23 protein-coding genes and 2 pseudogenes are annotated in these 20588 nt (G+C 71.0%); 12 read left to right on the plus strand and 13 right to left on the minus strand.

Annotated features, from left to right (window positions below):
• The 5 genes and pseudogenes from ABT063_RS32755 to ABT063_RS32775 form a co-directional block, all read left to right on the plus strand.
• A pseudogene (locus tag ABT063_RS32755) lies at positions 1-223 on the plus strand (hypothetical protein); the annotation flags it as partial.
• An 11-nt stretch (positions 224-234) separates the two neighbouring features.
• Positions 235-666 (plus strand): roadblock/LC7 domain-containing protein, encoded by a 432-nt coding sequence (locus ABT063_RS32760; protein WP_351063395.1) that lies wholly within the window; start codon positions 235-237, stop codon positions 664-666.
• A gap of 1 nt (position 667) precedes the next feature.
• On the plus strand, positions 668-1027 hold the full coding sequence (locus ABT063_RS32765) for a DUF742 domain-containing protein (RefSeq protein WP_351063397.1): 360 nt from the start codon (positions 668-670) through the stop codon (positions 1025-1027).
• Positions 1014-1601, plus strand: coding sequence for a GTP-binding protein (locus ABT063_RS32770; protein WP_351063399.1), 588 nt, complete (start codon positions 1014-1016; stop codon positions 1599-1601). Before ABT063_RS32765 ends, ABT063_RS32770 begins: the two co-directional genes overlap by 14 nt.
• Before the next feature lie 354 nt (positions 1602-1955).
• Positions 1956-3335 (plus strand): glycoside hydrolase family 43 protein, encoded by a 1380-nt coding sequence (locus ABT063_RS32775; protein WP_351063400.1) that lies wholly within the window; start codon positions 1956-1958, stop codon positions 3333-3335.
• Between the two features lie 288 nt (positions 3336-3623).
• Here ABT063_RS32775 and ABT063_RS32780 read toward each other — a convergent pair whose 3' ends face one another.
• The 7 genes and pseudogenes from ABT063_RS32780 to ABT063_RS32810 form a co-directional block, all read right to left on the minus strand.
• Positions 3624-4046: a hypothetical protein gene (locus ABT063_RS32780; protein ID WP_351063571.1), complete on the minus strand. Its 423-nt coding sequence runs from the start codon at positions 4044-4046 to the stop codon at positions 3624-3626.
• Between the two features lie 377 nt (positions 4047-4423).
• Positions 4424-4588 (minus strand): annotated as a pseudogene (locus tag ABT063_RS32785) (tail fiber domain-containing protein); the annotation flags it as partial.
• Complete coding sequence (locus ABT063_RS32790; RefSeq protein WP_351063402.1) at positions 4585-4806, minus strand: hypothetical protein; 222 nt, start codon at positions 4804-4806, stop codon at positions 4585-4587. The gene ABT063_RS32790 and the pseudogene ABT063_RS32785, both read right to left, overlap by 4 nt.
• Positions 4787-5959, minus strand: coding sequence for a cyclophane-forming radical SAM peptide maturase AmcB (amcB, locus tag ABT063_RS32795; protein WP_351063404.1), 1173 nt, complete (start codon positions 5957-5959; stop codon positions 4787-4789). Before amcB ends, ABT063_RS32790 begins: the two co-directional genes overlap by 20 nt.
• A 93-nt stretch (positions 5960-6052) precedes the next feature.
• Positions 6053-6589, minus strand: coding sequence for a DciA family protein (locus ABT063_RS32800; RefSeq protein WP_351063406.1), 537 nt, complete (start codon positions 6587-6589; stop codon positions 6053-6055).
• Positions 6586-6870 (minus strand): hypothetical protein, encoded by a 285-nt coding sequence (locus tag ABT063_RS32805; RefSeq protein WP_351063408.1) that lies wholly within the window; start codon positions 6868-6870, stop codon positions 6586-6588. The genes ABT063_RS32800 and ABT063_RS32805 overlap by 4 nt, the downstream gene beginning before the upstream one ends.
• Before the next feature lie 10 nt (positions 6871-6880).
• Positions 6881-7840, minus strand: coding sequence for an ABC transporter substrate-binding protein (locus ABT063_RS32810; protein ID WP_351063410.1), 960 nt, complete (start codon positions 7838-7840; stop codon positions 6881-6883).
• Positions 7841-8304: 464 nt separating this feature from the next.
• Here ABT063_RS32810 and ABT063_RS32815 point away from each other — a divergent pair, with 464 nt between their 5' ends.
• The 4 genes from ABT063_RS32815 to ABT063_RS32830 are packed head-to-tail and all read left to right on the plus strand — an operon-like array spanning position 8305 to position 12610.
• Positions 8305-11064, plus strand: coding sequence for an ATP-binding protein (locus ABT063_RS32815; protein WP_351063412.1), 2760 nt, complete (start codon positions 8305-8307; stop codon positions 11062-11064).
• On the plus strand, positions 11061-11537 hold the full coding sequence (locus ABT063_RS32820) for a roadblock/LC7 domain-containing protein (protein ID WP_351063413.1): 477 nt from the start codon (positions 11061-11063) through the stop codon (positions 11535-11537). The genes ABT063_RS32815 and ABT063_RS32820 overlap by 4 nt, the downstream gene beginning before the upstream one ends.
• A gap of 37 nt (positions 11538-11574) precedes the next feature.
• The gene (locus tag ABT063_RS32825) at positions 11575-12021 is read left to right on the plus strand and encodes a DUF742 domain-containing protein (protein WP_351063415.1); all 447 of its coding nucleotides are present in this window, start codon (positions 11575-11577) and stop codon (positions 12019-12021) included.
• The gene (locus tag ABT063_RS32830; RefSeq protein WP_351063417.1) at positions 12008-12610 is read left to right on the plus strand and encodes a GTP-binding protein; all 603 of its coding nucleotides are present in this window, start codon (positions 12008-12010) and stop codon (positions 12608-12610) included. Before ABT063_RS32825 ends, ABT063_RS32830 begins: the two co-directional genes overlap by 14 nt.
• 40 nt (positions 12611-12650) lie before the next feature.
• Here the strand turns inward: ABT063_RS32830 and ABT063_RS32835 are convergent, their stop codons facing one another.
• From ABT063_RS32835 to ABT063_RS32845, 3 genes are read right to left on the minus strand one after another with little or no spacing between them, the layout of a single operon-like run.
• The gene (locus ABT063_RS32835; RefSeq protein WP_351063419.1) at positions 12651-13319 is read right to left on the minus strand and encodes an ABC transporter permease; all 669 of its coding nucleotides are present in this window, start codon (positions 13317-13319) and stop codon (positions 12651-12653) included.
• A complete protein-coding gene (locus tag ABT063_RS32840; protein WP_351063421.1) occupies positions 13316-14023 on the minus strand; it encodes an ABC transporter permease in 708 nt (235 codons plus the stop codon). The genes ABT063_RS32835 and ABT063_RS32840 overlap by 4 nt, the downstream gene beginning before the upstream one ends.
• Entirely contained in the window at positions 14020-15174 is a 1155-nt protein-coding gene (locus ABT063_RS32845; RefSeq protein ID WP_351063423.1) for an ABC transporter ATP-binding protein, read from the minus strand. The genes ABT063_RS32840 and ABT063_RS32845 overlap by 4 nt, the downstream gene beginning before the upstream one ends.
• Before the next feature lie 297 nt (positions 15175-15471).
• Here ABT063_RS32845 and ABT063_RS32850 point away from each other — a divergent pair, with 297 nt between their 5' ends.
• Positions 15472-15684 (plus strand): mannosyltransferase YkcB-related protein, encoded by a 213-nt coding sequence (locus ABT063_RS32850; RefSeq protein WP_351063572.1) that lies wholly within the window; start codon positions 15472-15474, stop codon positions 15682-15684.
• 95 nt (positions 15685-15779) lie between these two features.
• On the opposite strand, the gene ABT063_RS32855 is transcribed toward ABT063_RS32850, so the two are convergent.
• The 3 genes from ABT063_RS32855 to ABT063_RS32865 are packed head-to-tail and all read right to left on the minus strand — an operon-like array spanning position 15780 to position 18269.
• Positions 15780-16514: an FAD:protein FMN transferase gene (locus tag ABT063_RS32855; RefSeq protein ID WP_351063424.1), complete on the minus strand. Its 735-nt coding sequence runs from the start codon at positions 16512-16514 to the stop codon at positions 15780-15782.
• Positions 16515-16516: 2 nt separating this feature from the next.
• A complete protein-coding gene (locus tag ABT063_RS32860; protein WP_351063426.1) occupies positions 16517-16918 on the minus strand; it encodes an FMN-binding protein in 402 nt (133 codons plus the stop codon).
• Positions 16919-16928: 10 nt separating this feature from the next.
• Positions 16929-18269 carry a ferredoxin reductase family protein gene (locus ABT063_RS32865; RefSeq protein WP_351063428.1) on the minus strand — a complete coding sequence of 447 codons (1341 nt, stop codon included), beginning with the start codon at positions 18267-18269 and terminating at the stop codon, positions 16929-16931.
• A 174-nt stretch (positions 18270-18443) separates the two neighbouring features.
• Here ABT063_RS32865 and ABT063_RS32870 point away from each other — a divergent pair, with 174 nt between their 5' ends.
• Together ABT063_RS32870 and ABT063_RS32875 are read left to right on the plus strand one after the other, a co-directional pair.
• Complete coding sequence (locus tag ABT063_RS32870; RefSeq protein WP_351063568.1) at positions 18444-19115, plus strand: response regulator transcription factor; 672 nt, start codon at positions 18444-18446, stop codon at positions 19113-19115.
• The gene (locus ABT063_RS32875) at positions 19112-20566 is read left to right on the plus strand and encodes a sensor histidine kinase (RefSeq protein WP_351063429.1); all 1455 of its coding nucleotides are present in this window, start codon (positions 19112-19114) and stop codon (positions 20564-20566) included. The genes ABT063_RS32870 and ABT063_RS32875 overlap by 4 nt, the downstream gene beginning before the upstream one ends.
• Positions 20567-20588 lie beyond the last annotated feature (22 nt).

Consider the following 20588-nt stretch of genomic DNA (forward strand, 5'->3'; position numbering starts at 1 on the left):
GCAGACGCCGCACGACCAGCAGTCACCGCACAACACGCAGACGCCGCACGACCAGCAGTCACCGCACAACACGCAGACGCCGCACGACCAGCAGTCACCGCACAACACGCAGACGCCGCACGACCAGCAGTCGCCGCACGACGAAGACAGACCGGCCGCACCGGACGTCCCCTCCCCGGACCCGGCCGCCACCACCTCGGCTCCCCACACCGACCGCTCATGAAGGACACCGCCATGACACGCGCCACCCCCGCCACGCACACCCAGCTCGACCAGCTGCTCACCGGACTCGTGGACCGGGTCGCCGACGTGAACCAGGCCGTCGTGCTCTCCGAGGACGGACTGGTCGTCAGCAAGTCCACGGGGTTCCTGCGCGACGACGCCGAACGGCTGGCGGCGACCGCGTCCGGGCTGATGAGCCTCAGCAAGGGCGTCAGCATGGACTTCCGCGGCGGCCCGGTGCGCCAGGCGCTCATCGAGATGGCCAAGAGCTACCTGATCCTGACCTCCGCCGGGCCCGGCGCCCACCTCGTCGTGCTGACCGGACCGAACGCGGACGTCGGCGTGGTGGCGTACCAGATGAACATGCTGGTGAAGAAGATCGGCGAGCACCTGAGCGCGGCACCACGGCCCAACGTGGGCCCCATGCCCGCCTCCGGCGAGTGAGGTGAGCGGAAGCGACGCGGCGGGCCGTCTGGTACGGCCCTTCGCCCTGACCGGCGGACGGACCCGCCCCAGCCGCGCCGACTTCACCCTCATCACGACGGTGGCCGCGGTGGATCCGCCGCCCGAGCGGGCCCCCAGGCCGCAGCCCGAGCAGGCACGGATCCTGCGCCGGTGTGCCCGGCCGGTCGCCGTGGCGGAGCTCGCCGCCCTGCTCGACCTGCCGGTGAGCGTGATGGTGATCATGCTCTGCGATCTGCTGGAGGCCGGTCTGATCACCGCCCACCCGCCGCATCCCGTCACCCGCGCCACCCCGGACCTGGAACTTCTGCAGAAAGTGAGGGACGGCCTTGGCCGGCTGTGACTCCGCCACCCGGGAGAAACCCGAAGCACCCGACACCGTCAAGATACTGATCGCCGGGGGCTTCGGCGTCGGCAAGACCACGATGGTCGGGTCCGTCAGCGAGATCGTGCCGCTGCGCACCGAGGAACCGCTGACCGTCGCCGGTCTGGACGTCGACGACCTGGCCGGCATCGAGGACAAGCGGGCCACGACCGTGGCCCTGGACTTCGGCCGGATCACGATCAGCGAGCAGCTGGTGCTGTACCTCTTCGGCACCCCCGGCCAGCAGCGGTTCTGGTTCATGTGGAACGACCTGGCCGTCGGTGCGCTGGGCGCCGTCGTCCTCATCGATGTCCGCAGACCTCAGGCGAGCTTCGCCGCCGTGGACTTCTTCGAGCGCCGGGGCATCCCCTTCGTCGTCGGCGTCAACGGCTTCTTCGGGAAGCATCCGTACCCGCCCGAGGAGATCCGGGAGTCCCTGGCACTGCCGGAGCACGTGCCGGTGCTGCTGTGCGACGCGCGCGAGCGCGGGTCGTGCCGTGACGTACTCATCGCGTTGATCGACCAGTTGATCGCCGCGGCAATCAAGGAATAGACCCCGCCCAGGAGCAGCTCCGCCTACTCGTCGGCATCTCCGGGCATCTCCGGGTCGAACGGGAACAGGGGCCGACGGACGCGGTGGTGGCCGAGGCGGCGGGGGCGAACGACCAGCGGGCACCCGGTGCGGGTCCTGCCCGCACTGCTGGGCGGGGACGCGGTGGCGATCGGGGCGGCGGCGCGGGCGCGGGCGGAACTCGGTCGCGTACGCGGCCGGGTGGCGGGAATCCGCCAAGGCTGACCGTGTGATTGACGGGTGCTCGAGGCTCTCCTACCTTCTGGTCGATTCACCGAACTCTGTTCGGTATATCGACAGGATCGATCAGAAGGCCCGCCCCCACCTGGAGAACCCATGACCCACCCCACCCGCAGACACATCCTCGGCCTGGCCGCGACCGCCCCGCTCGCCGCGACCGGCATCCTGGCACTCGGCGCGGGAACCGCCCACGCCGCCGACTCGGCGTACGTCATGGGCTACTTCACCGAGTCCACGACGATGCTCGAGGCCGACTACGGCCTCCACCTGGCCGTCAGCACCGACGGCCTGCGCTGGATGCCGCTGAACCAGAACAACCCGGTGGTCACGCCGACCGGGGGCGCCGGAGGCCTGCGCGACCCGTTCATCCTGCGCAAGCAGGACGGCACCTTCGTCGTGCTGGCGACGGACCTGAAGGGCACCGACTGGACCCGCGACAGCGTCTACATCCACGTCTGGGACTCGGCCGACCTGCGGACCTTCACCGGCTACCGGCTGCTGAAGCTGCACGACATGACGAACACGCACAGCTGGGCGCCGGAGGCCTTCTGGGACGCCGGCCGCGGCCGGTACGGCATCCTCTACTCGTCGGTGAACAGCAGCGGCCACAACGTGATCATGGTGAGCTACACGACCGACTTCCGGACGACCGAGAGCCCCCAGGTCTTCTTCGACCCCGGTTACGACGTCATCGACGGCAACCTCACCGTCGGTGTGAACGGCGTCAACTACCTGTACTTCAAGCGGAACCAGACGCTCGTCGGCGCACGGTCGACCTCCCTGAACCCGGGCAGCTTCACCGCCTTCAGCACGCCGGTCTCACACGGCGGCACCGAGGCGCCGACGGTGGTCAAGTCCCTGACGTCCAACACCTTCTACTTGTGGGGAGACACCTACGCACCGAACGGCGTCTTCTACGCCTGGCAGAGCACCAACCTCGCGGCCGGCACCTGGACGGCCCTCGACCAGCGCCTCTACACCCAGCCGCTCAACTCCAAGCACTGCGGCATCCAGCCGATCACCTCCACCCAGTACGACAACCTCGTCGCGAAGTGGGGCACCCCGGCCTGGAACCGGCTCAAGTCCTACAACTTCCCGGCCCGTTACGTCCGGCACAGCAACTACGCCGGACGGATCGACGAGTACCCCTTCGACCCGTACACCGACTCCCAGTGGAAGCTGGTGCCGGGCCTCGCGGACTCCTCGGGCGTGTCCTTCCAGTCGGTCAACTTCCCGACGCGGTACCTGCGGCACTACAACTACGAGCTGCGGCTGGACGCGAACGACGGCACATCGACGTTCGCCGCGGACGCCACCTTCCACCGGGTGGCGGGGCTGGCCGACAGCTCCTGGTCGTCGTTCCGCTCGTACAACAACCCGACCCGCTACATCCGGCACGCGAACTTCGCCCTGCGGATCGACCCCATATCGACCAGCACCGAGCGGCAGGACGCCACGTTCCACGTCGGGTACTGACAGGGGCTTCTACAACTCCGCCAGTACCGCCGGCAGTTCGGCCGCCGTCGCCACGTCGCCCACCGAGAAGGAACGCGGCCAGCCGCTGGGGGGTGTCGTGGACCCAGGAGTCCTGCGAGGAGGGCGGACGGGTGGCCAGCCGGGTGATGGGGGCGGAGGACGACAGGACGTCGTAGAGCGCCTCGCGAAGCGCGACCCGGTCGCCGGCGGCGTCGAAGGCACGGATGGCGCACCGTCGCACCAGGCGTACGGGAAGACGGGCGGTGGGGCTGTTGTAGAGAAGATTGATCACCTCGCCGGTGATCCACGCCTGGCGAGTGGTGCGGTCGACGGCCTTCTGGAGACGACGGCCGCACCCGGGCCGTAGCCGCCCCGGAACTCGTCACGGAGCGCAGCGGCAGCCGCTGCTGCCGTCGGCATGCCTTGAGCCAGTACGGGGTTGGAGGTGCGGGCGGCATCGCCCGGGACCACGAAGGCGTCGGGCCGGCGACGCGTCCGTCCGGTGCGGTGACGACGCTGCCAGCGCATGCGGCGCGTGAGGTGGACGGGGCCCACCGGTTCGCACCGGTCGATGAAGTCGGCCAGGAGCGGATGGCGTGCCCCGCGGGCGAAGTCGGCGAGCCCTTCCGTACTGGCCTGGGCGCTTCCTGGGGCGCTGCCGTGGGCGCCGAGGAGGGTGACCGTCCACTCCCCGTTCTCGATCGGGCACACGGTTCCGCCGCGCAGCGGGCCGGCCGCGAGAAGTCGGGCATGATCCAGTGCACGGCGGGCCGGGGGCCGTTGGTTTCGTCTCGGCTGCGCAGGATCTGGCCGGCGTAGCCGGTTGGCCAGTCGACCACGCTTTCCGGGATGGGGGCAGGCCCGGTTCGGCCAGCCAGTGGCCTGCCCGGGAGGCTCCCAGCGGGGCCTTGCCTCTGGCCCCGGCTCAGTCGCCGTGCAGCGGTGGATGCTTCCCGGAGTTGACTGAGGCGGGCTTCGAGTTCTTCCACGCGGTGTAGAAGGGCTTGGACAGCGGTGAGGAGCACGCCGTTGGCGTCGATGAGGGGGATGGCGTGTCCGTCGGCGGACAGGCCGATGAGGGCCTGCCAGTCCTGGGCCATGGGGCCGAGGTGGCGGACGTGGTCGGGCTCCCAGTGGTAACGCCAGGTGCTGATGGGCAGGGCGGCGACGGCGTCCAGGATGCGGTGGCCGTTGACGGGTTCCGGCGGGCCCTCGCCGGGCGGCGGGGACCCGCAGGGAGTGGGGTGGGTCATCGGCTCCAGTCCACGGGGAGGATGTCCCGCTTCAGCCTCCGGTCGCTGAGGACACCGCCCAGGCCGCCGATAGAGCCGATGTCGATGATGCCGCTGGTGGTGTCCTGGCATTCCTGGGCCTGGGCGGCGGGGGTGGCGAGCTGGTCGGCGTTGGCGTGGATGCGTTCGGCCAGCGGGGTGGCGGGCTCGGTGGGCTGGTCAGGGGCGGTGCTGGGCATGGGCGAGGATTCCTTCCATCAGGTCGATTTTGCCGGTGCGGCAGTAGGTGGTCTCGGTGGCGTCCAAATGGCCGGTCTCGAAGTACTTGTTGGCCGCCTGCCCGCCGCGGCAGTAGGCGAAGTAGTCGCAGGCGTTGCGGCAGGCGCGGACCCCGTTGAGGGCCTCGGCCACCCACGGCACTCCCGGAGCCTGGGCCACCAGGCGGGCCAGCGGAGTGTGGAGCACGTTGCCGGTGATGAAGGGGCCGTGTTCGGGGTGGGTGAAGCCGGCCAGTTCCGGGCCGATGGGCACCACGTCCCCGTTGTGGCAGACCATCGGCAGCGGCGACAGTTCGCGTGCCGCGCGCTGGAGGGCATGGCCTGCGAGCTCGGCCCTGATGTAGCTGTAGGCCTGGGCGAACTCGCGCACCCACAAGGCGGGGTTGGCCTGCCAGCAGGCGGCCAGCTCGGCCCAGAACGCCACCACGTGCGCGCTCGGGCGCTGCCCGGGAAGGGTGTGGACGCCCTTGCGTTCGGCCAGGTTAACCCCCAGGCTGCGGCAGCCGACCTCAAGGGCGAAGGCGTACAGCTCCCGCGCCGTCTGCGGGGTGGGATCGCTCACCACGGCGATCATGCCGAAGTCGATGCCGGCCGCGCGTAGCTTGGCTGCGCCGCGCAGCGCGTGGGCGGTGCTGTCCTTGCCGCCGCGGTCGGTGCGGGCGGCGTTCGCCGGCCCGGGGCCGTCGATGCTGATGTCCACGACTACGGGCCAGGAGGCGAACAGCTCGCACCAGGCGTCGTCGATGAGGGTGGCGTTGGTCTGTACGGCGTGTATCACCGGATGCGTCTCTTCAGGCGCGTTGGTGGTGAAGCGCTCCAGGAGGCGGCGGAAGTGGGGCAGGCCGACGGCCAGGGGTTCCCCGCCGTGCCACACCACCCTTACGGGGTGCGAGCGGGCCCACTCATGCACGCCCGCGGCGACCGCGTCGGCCACCTGCAGCGGCATCCGCTTGGCCACCGCGCGCTCGGGCAGGTAGCAGTAGGCGCAGTCCAGATTGCACAGGGTCGTCGGCTGTACGAGCACCGTAGCCGCCGACGCAGCCAGCCGCACAGGGGGCACCGCCTCGTCGTCGGTCCCGGTCGCTGTGTCCAGCCCGGTCGTCGGTGTACGCATACCGTGACGTTCGCATGCACTGCGGCAGACCGCATACGGAGGGCGACAGCCAGGTGACAAGCGGACGCTCGGATGTCGGAATAGGGGGCGGGTCTACTGGAGCCCGCAGCCGCGCAGGGTCGCCGCAGGTGACCCTACGGTCACGGGGTACGGCGCTGTCGTGCGGGTCGACGGGGCGACGACCAACTCGGTGTCCGGGTCGTGGTCGATCTGCGGAGGGCCGGCGACGATCATGGCGGCTCGGGCCCACGGCTGTTCTCGCAACATGAACGGCAGTTCCTCCAGCAGCCAGTTCGCCACGTGCTCCAGCTGCTCGGGGGAGTCACCGTCGCGGACGGCCAACAAGCGGCTCAGCCTGCCGGGGCCGCCGCGCCGCTGCCCCGGGGCCAGGACGCACGGTTCCTTGACGGTCTCCTGGCCGGTTTTGGCGTTGATCCGGGCGATCAGCTGCCTTCCCAGCAGACGCAGGTGGGTGGCATGGGCCGGGGAGACGGGCAGCAGGTCCAGCTGCCGGGTGGCCGGCTCGTAGCGCACCGGCTTCACCTTGCCGGCCAGTTCGGGGGCGACGGCCGCCCACTGGTCGATGACGCTGCCCGCCGCGGTCGGGGCTTCCCAGACCCGCTCGGTCACGAGACTGTCATTCGCCGCGGCGAACGTGATCGGATCACGCCCGCCACTGCGCCGCGACGGCCTCGGCCCGTGCCGCGCCCGTAGAGGCGGCCCACGGCGGCCAGGCGCTGCGCGGTGTGCCCGGAGCGCCGGGCCCGCTCGTATGCCTCGGGAGGCACGGTGGGGACGGCGGTGCCGTCGGCGAGCCGGACGAGCGTGGCGACGTCGAGGTTCGTGCCATCGAGGACGGCGCGGGTGCCCCCTGCCAGAGGGGGCACCCGCGCCGGTCCGTCCGCTGTCATGCTGCGGACGTCAGGTCAGGCCGACCGACTTCAGCCAGGCCTTGGCGACGTCCAGCGGGTCCTTTTTCTCCAGCTGCACCTGGGTGTCCATGTCCAGCAGCGACTTGGTGTCCAGCTTGGCCGACACCTCGTTGAGCGCGGCCACGCCCTCCTGGGAGAGGCCGGACTTGTACACCAGCGGGGTCACGTTCGCGAAGCCGAAGAGGTTCTTCGGGTCCTGCAGGACGACGAACTTCTCCTTGGTGATGGTCGGGTCCGTGGTGAAGATGTCCGCGGCCTGCACGGTGTTCTTCGTCAGCGCCGCCTGGGTCAGCGGACCGCCCGCGTCGAGGGCCTTGAACGACTTGAACTTCAGGCCGTACTCGGCCTCCAGCCCCACCAGACCCTGCTGCCGGGTCTGGAACTCCGGCGAACCGCCGATGACCAGCTCCGGGGCGATGTCCTTGAGGTCCTCGAGCGTGGACTGGGCGGTCAGGTTGTACTTCTTCGCGGTCTCCGCGTTGATGCTGACGGAGTCCTTGTCCTCGGCGGGCGCCGACTCCAGCAGCGTCAGCTTCGAGTCGAGCTTGGCCTTCGCGGCCGCGTTCACGGCCTCGACGGACTTCTGCTCCGCCTTGGGGTCCAGGTAGGCGAGCAGCGAGCCGTTGTACTCGGGCAGGACCGTGATGGAGCCGTTCTTCAGCAGACCGTAGGTGGTCTCGCGGCTGCCGATGTTGGGCTTGTAGGTGACCTTGACACCCTTGGCCTTCAGGGCCTCGCCGTAGATGTCGGCGAGCAGGATGCTCTCGGCGAAGTTGTTCGAGCCGACGACAACGGTGCCGCTGTCCGCCTTGTCGTTCGCGAGCGGGTCGGACGTGTCGTCGTCGGAGGAGCCACATCCCGCCAGCAGGGCCGTGGCGGCGGCGAGCGCGACGGCGGCCACGCCGGGGTGTCTCCTGAAGGACCTGCTGTGTGGGGCGGTAGAAGTCACGATTCCCGTTCCGGACTCTGGGGGTTCATCTGGGGGTTCATGGGGCCCGCGCCAGTGCGCTGCGAAGGCTCTGCGAAAGCACTTACGCTGATCCAATCCAGCGAGTTCTCGGTCAGTCAAGAGCAGCCTGGTCACCAATTGGCCTCAATGCGTGGTCGCTTGTGAAGGAAGGACGAAGGGCCCGCCACCGAACCCACCGAACACGCGTCGGGTTGTAACGGATTCTTGACTGAGGGTGGCGCGATCGAGTGTCCGAAGAGACTGTAGTCTCGCCGAAGTTGGCGCCGGTCACAGTGGCGTGCGGGGGCCGCAACGGTGTTGTCTTGCACCAGTGACATCACACTCGGTGTCGTTTCACACTTGCCTCGGTGCCCTGACCCAGCACCGGCCCGTACCGATCAGAAACGGTCACGTGAGTTCCTCGAGTTCCTCGCGCGCCGTGAGACACCCACGAAGGAGGCCTGGTGTCCACGAATGAGGTGGGCGCACCCGCCGAGTCGACACCGGCACCGTCACCGGTCCGCGGTGGCATACGGGGGTTCGCCGACCGCTGGCCGTTCCGCCGCAAGCTCAACGTCCTGGTCGGTGTGCCGCTCGCCGTGGTCGCCGCCCTGCTCGCCTACCTCATCGCCGACCAGGTGGGCCAGGCCCGGGACGCGGACGCGGCGGCCCAACTGGTCCGGGACAGCGCGCAGGTCGCGGAGCTCGTGGACCTGGTGGAGACCGAGCACCAGCAGGCCATCCTGCTGTCCGTGCGCTACGAGGCCGCCGGCCCCGGCACCCGCCCCTCCACCGCCGAGTACCGCAAGGCGCAGGCCGCGGTGGACACCCAGGTCGAGAAGGTGCGCGAGACCTTCGGCGACCGGCTGCCCGACACCGAGGCGCAGGCCCTGAGAGAGATCAACGGCCTCAGCAGCCTGCGCGACACCGTCGCGCAGGGCTATCTGCCCGCCGACAACATCGACCCGGCCTACGCCAACGCCTCCCAGGGGCTGATCGACGGCCTCGGTCTGGACCACAACGCGGACCTCGCCGGCACCTTCACCGGCAGCCTGCTGGACTCCCTGCTGCGCGCCGACGCCGCCCACAGCGCCTTCGAGACGGCCGTCTTCTCCGCGCGCACCGGTGACAGCAACGCCCTCATCGAGTTCATCGGCGCGGTCGGCGCCGAGAACGAGTACACCCACCAGGCCGACCGCTTCGCGCGGTTCGCCAGCGAGGCCCAGGCCGCCGAGCTCGGCGGCATCGAGCACAACCCCGCCCAGGCGACCATCGGCCGGCACTACGCCGAGCTGCAGATCGACCCCAGCAATCTCCAGGCCGGAACGCCCGAGCGGATCCGCGAGGCGTTCAACGAGGCCCTCGCCTCCTACCCCGCCTACCGCGAGCAGTCCCAGACCCGGCTGGAGATCACCGCGTCGCTCATCGACCAGATCGCCGACCGGGCCGACCACGCCTCCAGCGACGCCGCCTGGCGCGCGATCCTGCTGCTGGGCCTGGCGCTGTTCGGCTTCGTCGTCTGGATCGCCTTCGCGGTGCTGGTACGGCGCTCGGTGGTCCGGCCCGTGCAGGCCCTCACCGGCGCGGCCCGGCAGGTCGCCGACGTCGCCGGCCGTGAGCTGGCGCGGGTGGCGGACGACGACGCCGAGGACGACGGGCCGCCCCGGCTGCGCGAGGTGCCGGTCAACGCGAAGGACGAGATCGGCGATCTCGCGGAGGCCTTCAACCACGTGCAGACCACGGCGTCCGCGCTGCTGGAACGCCAGGTGCTCAGCCGCCGCAACGTCGCCGAGATGTTCGGCAACGTGGGCCGCAGGGTCAGCAACCTGACCACGCGGCAGCTTGCCCTGATCGACGCGGTGGAGCGGGGCGAGACCGACCCGGCGCTGCTGGAGCGGTTGTACAGCATCGACCACATCGCGGTCCGTCTGCGCCGCAACGCCGACAGTCTGATGCTGCTCGCCGGCATCCGCGAGACGGTCCTCGACTCCGGCCCTCTGGCGCTCACCAACGTCGTACGGGCCGCGCTCGGCCAGATCGAGGGCTTCCAGCGGGTCCGTCTGAGCGCCGCGACCGAGGCCATGGTGGAGCCCGACATCATCGGCGACCTCACGCTGATGGTGGCCGAGCTGGTGGAGAACGCGGTGTCGTTCTCGCCCGCGGGCAGCCCCGTGGAGGTGACGGTCAAGAACGACGCCGAGGGCGCGCTGGTCGTGGTCGCCGACCACGGCCTGGGCATGAGCGCCGAGCGACTCGCCGAGGAGAACGCCCGCCTGATCCGCCGCGAACGCCTGGACGTGGTCCCGACGAAGGTGCTGGGCCTGTTCGTGGTGGGCACGCTGGCGCGCCGCTGGGAGGTGACCGTGACCTTGTCCCGCACGCCGGGGGGTGGTGTGACGGCCGAGGTGTCCATCCCGTCGTCTCTGCTGCTGACGATGAGTCCGGTGGCGGTTGCCTCCGGCGGTTCGGCGGTGGCGTCGGGGGCGGTCACCGCGGCCGGTCGGGCAAGCTCCGCCGGCGCACCGGCCGCAGGGACGGCAGCGCTCGGTGGAGCGTCCGAAGAGGGCGGCACACCGGCCACCGAAACGGGGGCCGCTACCCCGCCGACAACGGCCGAGGGCGTGACCGCGGCCTCGGCCGCGTCGGCCACCGCCTCCGGCTCGCGCTCGGCGGTCCTCGCGGACGCCGCGGTCCCGGGCAGCACCGGCTCGGCCGACGACGAGCCCCGGCCGCTCCCCCGTAGGCGCCCCCGGCGAGACACCGCCCCGACCGACGGCTCTGCCTCACCCACGCCGGCCGCGACCGGCCCCGACGGCGCGACGACCCCCGAATCCCGCCCCACCGAAGCCCCGTTCATCCCCAGGGCCCGCACCGGCGAGACGCCCACGCCCGCCCAGCCGCCGACCGGCGCGGGCGTGCCCTCCGACGATCCCTCCGGCTCCCGGCCCCTGCGCCGCCGTGTCCGTGGAGCCACCCTCCGTACGACCTTCGGCACCGACCCCGACCAGCAGGCCCCCCGCCGGGCCGCGCCGCGCCCCGCCGACGCGGACGCCGTCCGGGCCGCCCTCGACGAGTTCGAGGCGGCCGTGGAACGCGCCCACCGCGACAGCGCGAACGGCGCCGGAATCGGCGACAACAACGGCACCAGCGAGAACAGCGACGGCTACGACGGCGTAGCCACCCCGCACGACCAGAACCACTCCCCGGAAGGAGCGGAGCAGTGAGCACGTCGAATGGTGACACTCCCGAGGGAGGCACCACGCCGGCCGAACTGCAGGCCGCCGCAGCCGACTTCACCTGGCTGTTGAATCGTTTCGCGACCGAGACGGCGGGCGTCGTCGACGCCATCGCCGTGTCGTCGGACGGGCTGCTCATCGCCGTGTCCGAGCTGCGCGAGCACGCCGACTCCGAGCGCCTCGCCGCGATCGTCTCCGGCATCACCAGCCTGGCCGCCGGCGCCTCCGGCAACTACGGCCTCGGCGGCCTCAACAAGGTCATCATCGACCTGGAGGGCGGCCACGTCCTGGTCTCCGCGATCGGCAGCGGCGCCGTCCTCGGCGTCGTCACCGACAAGGAGGCCAAGCTGGGCAACATCGCCTACGAGATGACGCTGTTCGCCAACCGCGCCGGTACAGCGCTCAGCCCCCAGCTCGTACTCCAGCTGAAGAACAGCGTCGGCGCCGCGTCGAAGCGCTGACCGGGCGCCGCCCGACCGAGGAGGAAGACACACAGCCATGGCGGACGGCCGCACTTCGACAGGTGCCGGCGAGGACGGCAGCACGCCCCCGGGCCAGGACCCGGTCGGCCCCGTCCCCGCCGTACGGCCGTTCCTGGTCACCGCCGGCCGGGTGGCATCCAGCACATCCGGCCGGACGATGCCCGTCGAGACCCAGGTGGTGGCCACCACCGACGGGCTCGAGGCGCTCGACCGGCTCTCCTTCGAACAGCACGACATCGTCGCCGCCTGCCGGCGGCCGCAGTCCATCGCGGAGATCGCGGCCCGGCTGCGGCTGCACCTCAACGTGGTCCGGGTCCTCGCCGAGGACCTGCGCACGGCGGGGCAGTTGACGGTGCACGTGCCCGACACCGGCGCCACCCATGACGCATCCGTCCTGCGAAGGGTTATCGATGGCCTCAGGGCCATCCCCGACTCCCGAGGGGTACTCCGTGACACCGACTGAACCGGCCACCCTCCCCGGGGCCGCGCAGGCCGCGGCCGTACGACCACCGCTGCCGGTCAAGATGGTGATCGCGGGCGGCTTCGGGGTGGGCAAGACCACCGCCGTCGGCTCGATCTCCGAGATCGAGCCGCTGACCACCGAGGCCGCCATCACCGAGGTGGCGGCGGGCGTGGACGACCTCAGCCACACCCCGCGCAAGACCACGACCACGGTCGCGATGGACTTCGGCTGCATCACCATCGACCCCACCCTGAAGCTGTACCTGTTCGGCACGCCCGGGCAGGAGCGGTTCGGCTTCATGTGGGACGACATCGTCGAGGGCGCGGTCGGCGGGCTCGTCATCGTGGACACCCGCCGGCTCGACGACTGCTACGCGGCCGTCGACTACTTCGAGCACAAGCAGATCCCGTTCGCGGTGGCCGTCAACGCCTTCGACGGCCACGTCAAGCACACGCTGGACGAGGTCCGCTGGGCCCTCGACGTCAACGACCGCGTGCCGCTCGTGGTGTTCGACGCCCGAGAGCGCGGCTCGGTCCGCGACGCCCTGCTCGTCGTACTGGAACAGGCCCTGGCGCGCACCGAGGGGTGATGTACGAGGAAGGGGCCGGGGAAACCCCCGGCCCCCACCGTCAGTTGCTCCTGCGCACCCCCGGCGACACCGCGACCCGGTGCACCGCCCAGAACAGTCCGAGCGTCACCAGCGCCATCACGGCGACCAGGGTGGCGCCGCCGACGACCTTCTCGTAGTTGCGCTGGTAGAGGCCGTCGACGATGTAGCGGCCGAGGCCGCCGAGGGAGACGTACGCGGCGATGGTGGCCGTCGAGACGATCTGGATGGCCGCCGAACGCAGGCCGCTGAGGATCAGCGGGAGCGCCACCGGCAGTTCGACCTGGAGCAGGACGCGGCTCTCCTGCATGCCCATGCCGCGGGCGGCGTCCACCGGGGAGGGGTCGACGGAGCGGACCGCCTCGTAGGTGGTGACCAGGATCGGCGGGATGGCGAGGACGACCAGCGGGATCATCACGGGCAGCAGACCGAGTCCGAGCACGACGAACATCAGCACCAGCAGGCCGAAGCTGGGCAGGGCCCGGGCGGCGGTGGCGATGAACGCGAGCGCGTTGCCGCCGCGGCCGGTGTGCCCGGTCCACAGGCCCACGGGCAGGCCGATTCCGGCGGCGATGGCGAGCGCCAGGAGGGAGTACCAGACGTGCTCCCACAGACGGGTGGGGATGCCGTCGTAACCCTTCCAGTGGGCGCTGTCGCTGAAGAAGGCGTTGATGAAGTTCAGGACGTTCACCGGGCTGCGTCCTCCAGGGCGAGGGCGGCCGGGTCGGGCCGGTCGGCCTTCGGTTTCGTGGGCCCACCGCGCGGCATCCAGGGCGTCAGCAGGACCCGCACGCCCACCAGCAGGGCGTCGATGAGGATCGCCAACACGGCCGTGGTGACGACGGAGTTCACCGCCAGTTCGGGCCGGTGGTAGAACATCGCGTCGGCGAGCAGGTTGCCCAGCGCGCCCTGGTTGCCGATGAGCGTGCCGACGCTGACGAGGCTGATACTGGAGACGACCGCGATGCGCAGCCCCGCGATGATGGCGGGCACCGCGATCGGCAACTGCACCTGCACGTACCGGCGTACGGGGCCGAAGCCCATGGCGGTGGCCGCGGCCAGCGTCTCCTGCGGCACCGACCGCACGCCGTCCACGATCGCCGGGACCAGCACCACCAGGCTGTAGACGCCCAGCGGGATCATCACGGTGAGTTCGGTCTGGCCGGTGTAGTCGATGAGGACGACGAAGAAGGCCAGCGAGGGGATGGCGTACAGCACGGTCGTCACCCACAGCACCGGCGGGTACAACCAGCGGAAGCGCACGCACAGTTGGGCGAGCGGCAGGGCGAGGATCAGCCCGGCCAGCACCGGCAGCAGGGCCTCCCGCAGATGCAGTCCGATCAGACCGAGCCAGCTGTGCTGGAGGTCGCTGGGGATGTCGAAGAAGCCGCTCATCGGGCGGCCTTCGCGACCTTGTCCGGCGTACGGCCGTCCGCCGTACGCCCCTCCGCGTGGGCGCCGCGGATCGCCTCGCCGATGGTCTGCTGGGAGACGACCCCGGTCGCCCGGCCCTCGGCGTCCACGGCGACGGCCCATCCGGTGGGCGAGAGCACCGCGCAGTCGAGCGCGGCCCGCAGCGAGTCCGTCCCGGCCACGAACGGCCGCCCGTACGGCAGGAGTTCCTCCCGCCTGATGTCCCCGGCGGTCAGCCCGTCCGGCTCGCTCCAGCCGAGCGGCTTGCCGTCCAGATCCGTTACGAGGAGATAGGGGGCGTCGGCCGTGTCGCGGGCGGCGATCTGCTCGGCCGTGGAATCGATCGCGACGATCGGCGCGGTCAGCAGCTCCAGACCGGCGGAGGGGAAGAAGGACAGCCGCCGGATGCCGCGGTCGGCGCCGAGGAAGTCCTCGACGAAGGCGTCCGCGGGGTGGGACAGCAGCTCGGCGGGCGGCGCGAACTGGGCGAGCTTGCCGCCGGTGCGCATCACGGCGACCATCGTTCCCAGCTTGACGGCCTCGTCGATGTCGTGCGTGACGAAGACGATGGTCTTGCCCAACTCCTCCTGAATACGCAGGAGTTCGTCCTGCAGGCCCTTGCGCACCACCGGGTCGACGGCCGAGAACGGCTCGTCCATGAGCAGCACCGGCGGATCGGCCGCGAGCGCCCGCGCGACACCGACGCGCTGCTGCTGTCCACCGGACAACTGGTAGGGGTACCGCTTGGCGAGCGAGGCGTCGAGGCCGACCCGCTCCATCAGCTCCCGCGCCCGGGCCCGTGCCTTCTCCTTGCCCCAGCCGAGCATGCGGGGCACGGTGGCGATGTTGTCGACGATCGTGCGGTGCTGGAAGAGCCCGGCGTTCTGGATGACGTACCCCATGGACCGGCGCAGCGTGTTGACCGGCTGCCGTGTGATGTCCTGGCCGTCGAGGAGGATCGTGCCCTCGCTCGGCTCGACCATCCGGTTGATCATGCGCAGGGTCGTCGTCTTTCCGCAGCCCGACGGCCCGACGAGGACGGTGATCGAGCGGTCGGGTATCTCCAACGAGAGCCGGTCGACCGCCACCGTGCCGTCCGGGTACCGCTTGGTGACTGAATCTATCCGTATCAAAACGCCGAATACCCTTCGGGTCTGGCTGAAGTCGCCCGCTCTCGGCCGGGTTCTGTCTGTGCGGGCCGTTGCCGGGAGAGTCTAGACGGCTTGTGTTGCGACCGTGGCGGGCGCTTCCTCGGGATCCGTCGGGGGCGGGCTGTGGGCGAGCTGTGAGTTCGCTGATTCTCATGCGCCCGCCCAGGACGGTTGTCCCCGGCACCGGGCCGCCCCAACCTCCGGAGGCGGACCGGCCGCTCGTACGAAGAGGCTGTTCACCGGCGCCCCCGAGGAACCGCACTGGGCCCGCCCCGCCCTGTGGGCGATCCTGCTGCCGGCCACGTCCTGTACGCCTGGAACCTGTCTTCCGTCACCGGCAACAGCTTCTACAACGCGGCCGTCTACAGCGGCACCATGAGCTGGAAGGCGTTCACGGTGATCTCCATGGGCGGCTGGTCCGGCACCGACGAGGCGATGACCCTCGCCAAGCTCAAGCGCCTGGTGCGCCTGCACGCCTCCGACGTCGGCTGAGCCGACCTCTCATCCACCCAGGGCGGGCTGCCGTTTGCGGCCCGCCCTCTGCCGTGAAACCGCGGTGAAGCCGCGCCGGATCGGTCAGCGTTCGATCACGCCGCCGCGGACCGCTCCCCCGCGACCGGAAACCCGGGCGTCCGCAGCACCTGGCGATGCGCGTCCACCGCGAACACCTCGCAGCCCTCCAGACCGGCGGCCCAGTCGACGCCCTCGGCGCCCATCGCGAACGCCGCCGTGGCGACCGAGTCCGCCTCCGTCAGGGCCGGGGCGACGACGGTCAGGCTGAGCAGGCCGGTCGCCGGGCGCCCGGTGCGGCCGTCGATGATGTGGTCGCCGCGCTCGTAGCACGCGGAGGTCGCCACCGCGCCGTCGTTGAGGTCGAGGACGGTGCACAGTTTGTCGGCGTGTTCGGGGTGCCGTACGCCGACCCGCCAGGGGCCGCCGGCGGCGACCACGTCACCGCCGGCGTTGAGGCAGAAGCGCGTCGCCCCGGCCGCCGTCAGCAGCTGAGCCGCCCACTGCACCGACCAGCCCTTGACCACCGCGCAGGGGTCGAGGCCGCGGTCGGGCAGCCGTACGTCGAAGGCGCCGCCGGTGGCGATCCGGTAGTGCTCGCAGAGGTCGAGGACCTCCCGCAGATCCGCGCTGAGCTCCGTCAGCTCGCCCCGGTCCAGCCGGGACACCTCGCTGTCGGGCTTGAAGGGGCTGAACCGGACGTCGACCTCGCGCAGCCACGCGAAGACCGCGTCCACGGCCGACTCGGGGATGCCCTCGTCGTCGATCCGCAGCGACACGGGGAAGCCCATGACGTGCTCGACGCGCCGCACGGTCAGGCGCCCTTCGCGTCGAGGGCGGCCTGGAGGGACTCCCGGTAGCCGTCGCTGGTGATCGTCGCGCCGGACACGGTGTCGATGTCCGCGCTCTGCGCCTCCAAGGTCTCCGCGATCAGCTTCGGCACCGCCGCCGTGGTCTGCGGATGGTTCGGCTGCTGGAGCATCTTCACGGCGGTGATCTTCTCGCCGTCGAAGGTGACCTCGACCTGGACGGGGCCCTTCTCGGTGTCGACCGTCGGGCCCGCGACGACCTGCGAGGAGCTGCCCGGGGCGGCGGACGTGGAAGGGGCGGGCGCGACGACCTCGGTCGTGGACGTCCCGCCGATCGACGGTTCGTAGCGCCAGACCGGGATCAGGCCCGCGACGCTCAGGACGAGAATGGGTATCGCTCGTTTCACGGTCTCTTCCTCATCCCGCCAGGCTGAAGCGCTCGAAGTGGATCTGCGGCTTGGGCACGTTCAGCTCGCGCAGGCTGCCCAGCACCGCGTTCATCATGGGCGGCGGTCCGCACAGGAAGACGTCCCGGTCGGCGATGTCAGGCACCAGCCGCGCCAGCTCGCCCGGCGCCAGCTTGTCGGGGACGGGCGGGCCGGTCACCAGGTGCAGCTCGGCGCCCTTGGTGAGGGCGAGGTCCCGCAGCTCGTCGTAGAGGACGGCGTCCCGCTCGGTGGCGACGCGGTAGATGACCACGGCGTGGCCGTGCAGCTCCTCAAGGAGCGCCCGGATGGGAGTGACCCCGACGCCGCCGGCGATGAGCACGGCCTCCGGCCGGGTGCGGTGCATCGCGGTGAAGGCGCCGTAGGGGCCCTCGGCGAAGACGCGTGTGCCGACCTTCACGTGCCGCAGGGCGGCGCTGCCGTCGCCGGCCGCCTTGGCGGTCAGCCGCAGGGTGCGGCCGTCGGGGGCGGCCGACAGGGAGAAGGGGTTGGCCTGCCACCAGCGGTCCCGGGTCAGGAAGCGCCACAGGAAGAACTGGCCGGCCCGCGCGGGCATCCGGTCCAGGTCGCGGCCGGTCATGTAGATCGAGACGACGTTGTCGGACTCGGGGACGACGGCCGTGACGCGCAGCTGGTGGCGCCAGTTCCGCCACAGCGGAAGCACCAGCCGGCCCACGATCACCGAGCCGAGCGCGACGCCCCACACCCCATACCAGTACGACGTGGCCACGGAGGACGAGGCGAAGGTCGTACCGACCGCGACCTGGTGGGTGAAGGCCAGCACGACCGCGACGTACGTGTACAGGTGGATGAAGTGCCACGTCTCGTACGCCAGCCGGCGCCGGGCGTAGCGGCCCGAGACGGCGCCCACGACGAGGATGATCGCCAGCGCGACGATCGCGCGGAGCACGCCCTCGATGGTCTCGGCGAGGTCCACGAGCTGGTTGACCGGGTCCAGGTTCGAGGACTCGGCGTAGCCGAAGACGATGAAGACGGCGTGGGCGAGCAGCGTGAACAGGAGGCCGAAGCCGGTCCAGCGGTGCCAGGAGGTCAGCCGGTCCATGCCGATGCGGCGGTCGAGCCAGGGCAGGCGGGCCACCAGGATCAGCTGGAAGGCCATCAGGAGAGCGCCGTACAGACCGGCCAGCCGGCCCAGCACGATGAGGGTGTTCGAGGCGAACCCGGCCTGGGTGAAGAAGTAGGTCACCACGGCCACGTTCGCGGCCAGCACGGCGTACAGGCCCGTGCGGGCCACCACCCTGGGGCGTGTTATCGCCGTGGGGGGCGCAGGGGGCGATTGGACGGCAGTCACGGGACGAGCTCCTTGATCGGGTCCGGGGTACTGAGCTTCTCCGGAGAGAGCTGTCGATTTACTGTCGTGCGACTTTCAAGTACTTATCGATGTGGCCACGGCGGTGCCCCGGGCTCCGGCATCGGGGGTCCGGTGACGCACTATGAGCGGGTGGAAAAAGTACGACTGCTCGTCGTGGACGACGACCCGCCGATCGCCGACCTCGTGGCGACGGTCGCCCGCTATGAGGGCTGGGACGCGGTCACGGCGAACTCCGGTGAGGAGGCGCTGAGCCGCGCCGCGGAGTTCCACCCGGACATCGTGGTGCTCGACCTGATGCTGCCAGACCTCGACGGTTTCGGCGTGCTGGACCGGCTGCGCCGCTCGGGGACGATGGTGCCGGTGGTGTTCCTCACCGCCCGGGACGCCGTCGCCGACCGGGTGGCGGGGCTCACCCGGGGCGGTGACGACTACCTGGTCAAGCCGTTCGCGGTGGAGGAGCTGATGGCCCGGCTGCGGACCGTGCTGCGGCGCAGCGCCGGACCCGGCTTCCAGCGGTCGGTACTCCAGGTGGCGGACCTGACGATGGACGAGGACACCCGTGAGGTGCGGCGCGGCGAGAAGCTGCTCACGCTCACCCCCACGGAGTACGAGGTGCTGCGCTATCTGATGCGCAAGTCGCCGACCGTGCTGACCAAGGCGCAGATCCTGGACCACGTGTGGGAGTACGGCTTCGGCGGCCGTTCGAACGTCGTGGAGCTGGTCGTCAGCCGGCTGCGCCGCAAGCTGGAAGGGCCCGACGACAGGGAGCCGCTGATCCAGACCGTGCGGGGCTTCGGGTACGTGATCCGGCAGGCCGCCGAGTGATCGGCCGGCTTCGGCGGACGTACCGCAGGATGCGCCTGGGCACCCGGCTGGCACTGGGCCTGGGCGCCCTTTCGCTGGTCGTGTTCGCCGTCGTCGGCACGGCTCTGACGACGTACATGCGGGACTACCTGTCGGCCCAGCTCAACGATCAGTTGAGGCTCGCCCAGATCGCCCAGTCCAAGAGCATCACGGACAGCGGCACGCTGGGAAAGCGGTACTACCGCTGGTACTACGCCGTGTACGACGTGTCGGACGGCGCAGCCATGCTCCGCAAGCCCGAGAACGCCGGTGACGTGCCGAAGGACGTCGACGAATTCACCTCTCTGGCCCGCGCCCAGGCGGGCTCGGACTCGGAGCTCCTGCGCACCGAGCACCTCGAGGGCGAGGGCGTCTACCGGCTGCGCTCCTGCGAGGTCGAACCCGGGGTGGTCCTGGTGAGCGCCGCGCCCATGGACGGCATCGACGACACCGTCACGCAGCTGATCACGATCCAGGCCGTCACGTTCGTGCTCGCGCTGCTGGCGCTGGTGATCTTCGGCCGGAAGATGCTGCGGCGCGGTCTGAAGCCGCTCAGCGACATGGCCTCCACCGCCCATGGCATCACCTCGCACAACCTGACGGAGTCGGCGGCCCGGCTGCCGCTGCGCGCGGACGGCCGGGACGGCGGCCCGGAGGTGGAGGAGCTGCGCACGGCGTTCAACACGATGCTGGAGCACATCGACGACTCCCTCGCCGTGCGCGCGGAGGCCGAGCAGCGCCTGCGCCGCTTCGTCGCGGACGCCTCGCACGAGCTGCGCACGCCCCTGATGTCCGTACGGGGCTACGCGGACCTCTTCCAGTACGCCGCCGCCAACGCCCCCGAGGAGCGCGACAAGCACCTGGCCCGGCTGCGCGCCGAGGCCGCGCGGATGGGCGTCCTGCTGGACGACCTGCTGCTGCTCGCCCGCCTGGACGCGGCCGAGGTGGACGCCCCGCTGCGGCTGGTGGAGGCGGATCTGGTGGAGCTGGCCGAGGACGCGGCCGACGCCTTCCGCGCCGGCCACCCGGACCATCCGCTGACGGTGCGGGCCGGTGCCGAGCCGCTGAAGCTGCGCCTGGACCCGCAGCGCATCCGCCAGGTCCTGGACAACCTGCTCACCAACGCGGCCGTGCACACCCCGGCGGGCACGCGGGTGACCCTGACGGTCTCCGTCGAGTCCGGCAGGGCCCTGGTGCGGGTGGCGGACACGGGCCCCGGCATCCCGCCCGCCGACCGCGCCCGCGTCTTCGACCGCTTCTACCGCGTCGACAAGGCCCGCAGCCGCGACCGCGGCGGCAGCGGCCTGGGTCTCGCGGTCGCGAGCTCCCTGGTCCGGGCGCACTGCGGCAGGATCGAGGTGAGCAGCCGGCCCGGGGCGACGGTCTTCACGGTGGCGCTGCCGCTGAGCCCCGCGAGTCTTACGAAGCCGTGACGTGAGGGGCGCGGCCCGGTCG

Origin of the sequence: Streptomyces sp. NPDC002838 (assembly GCF_040295365.1) — a bacterium.
Classification (GTDB): Bacteria; Actinomycetota; Actinomycetes; order Streptomycetales; family Streptomycetaceae; genus Streptomyces.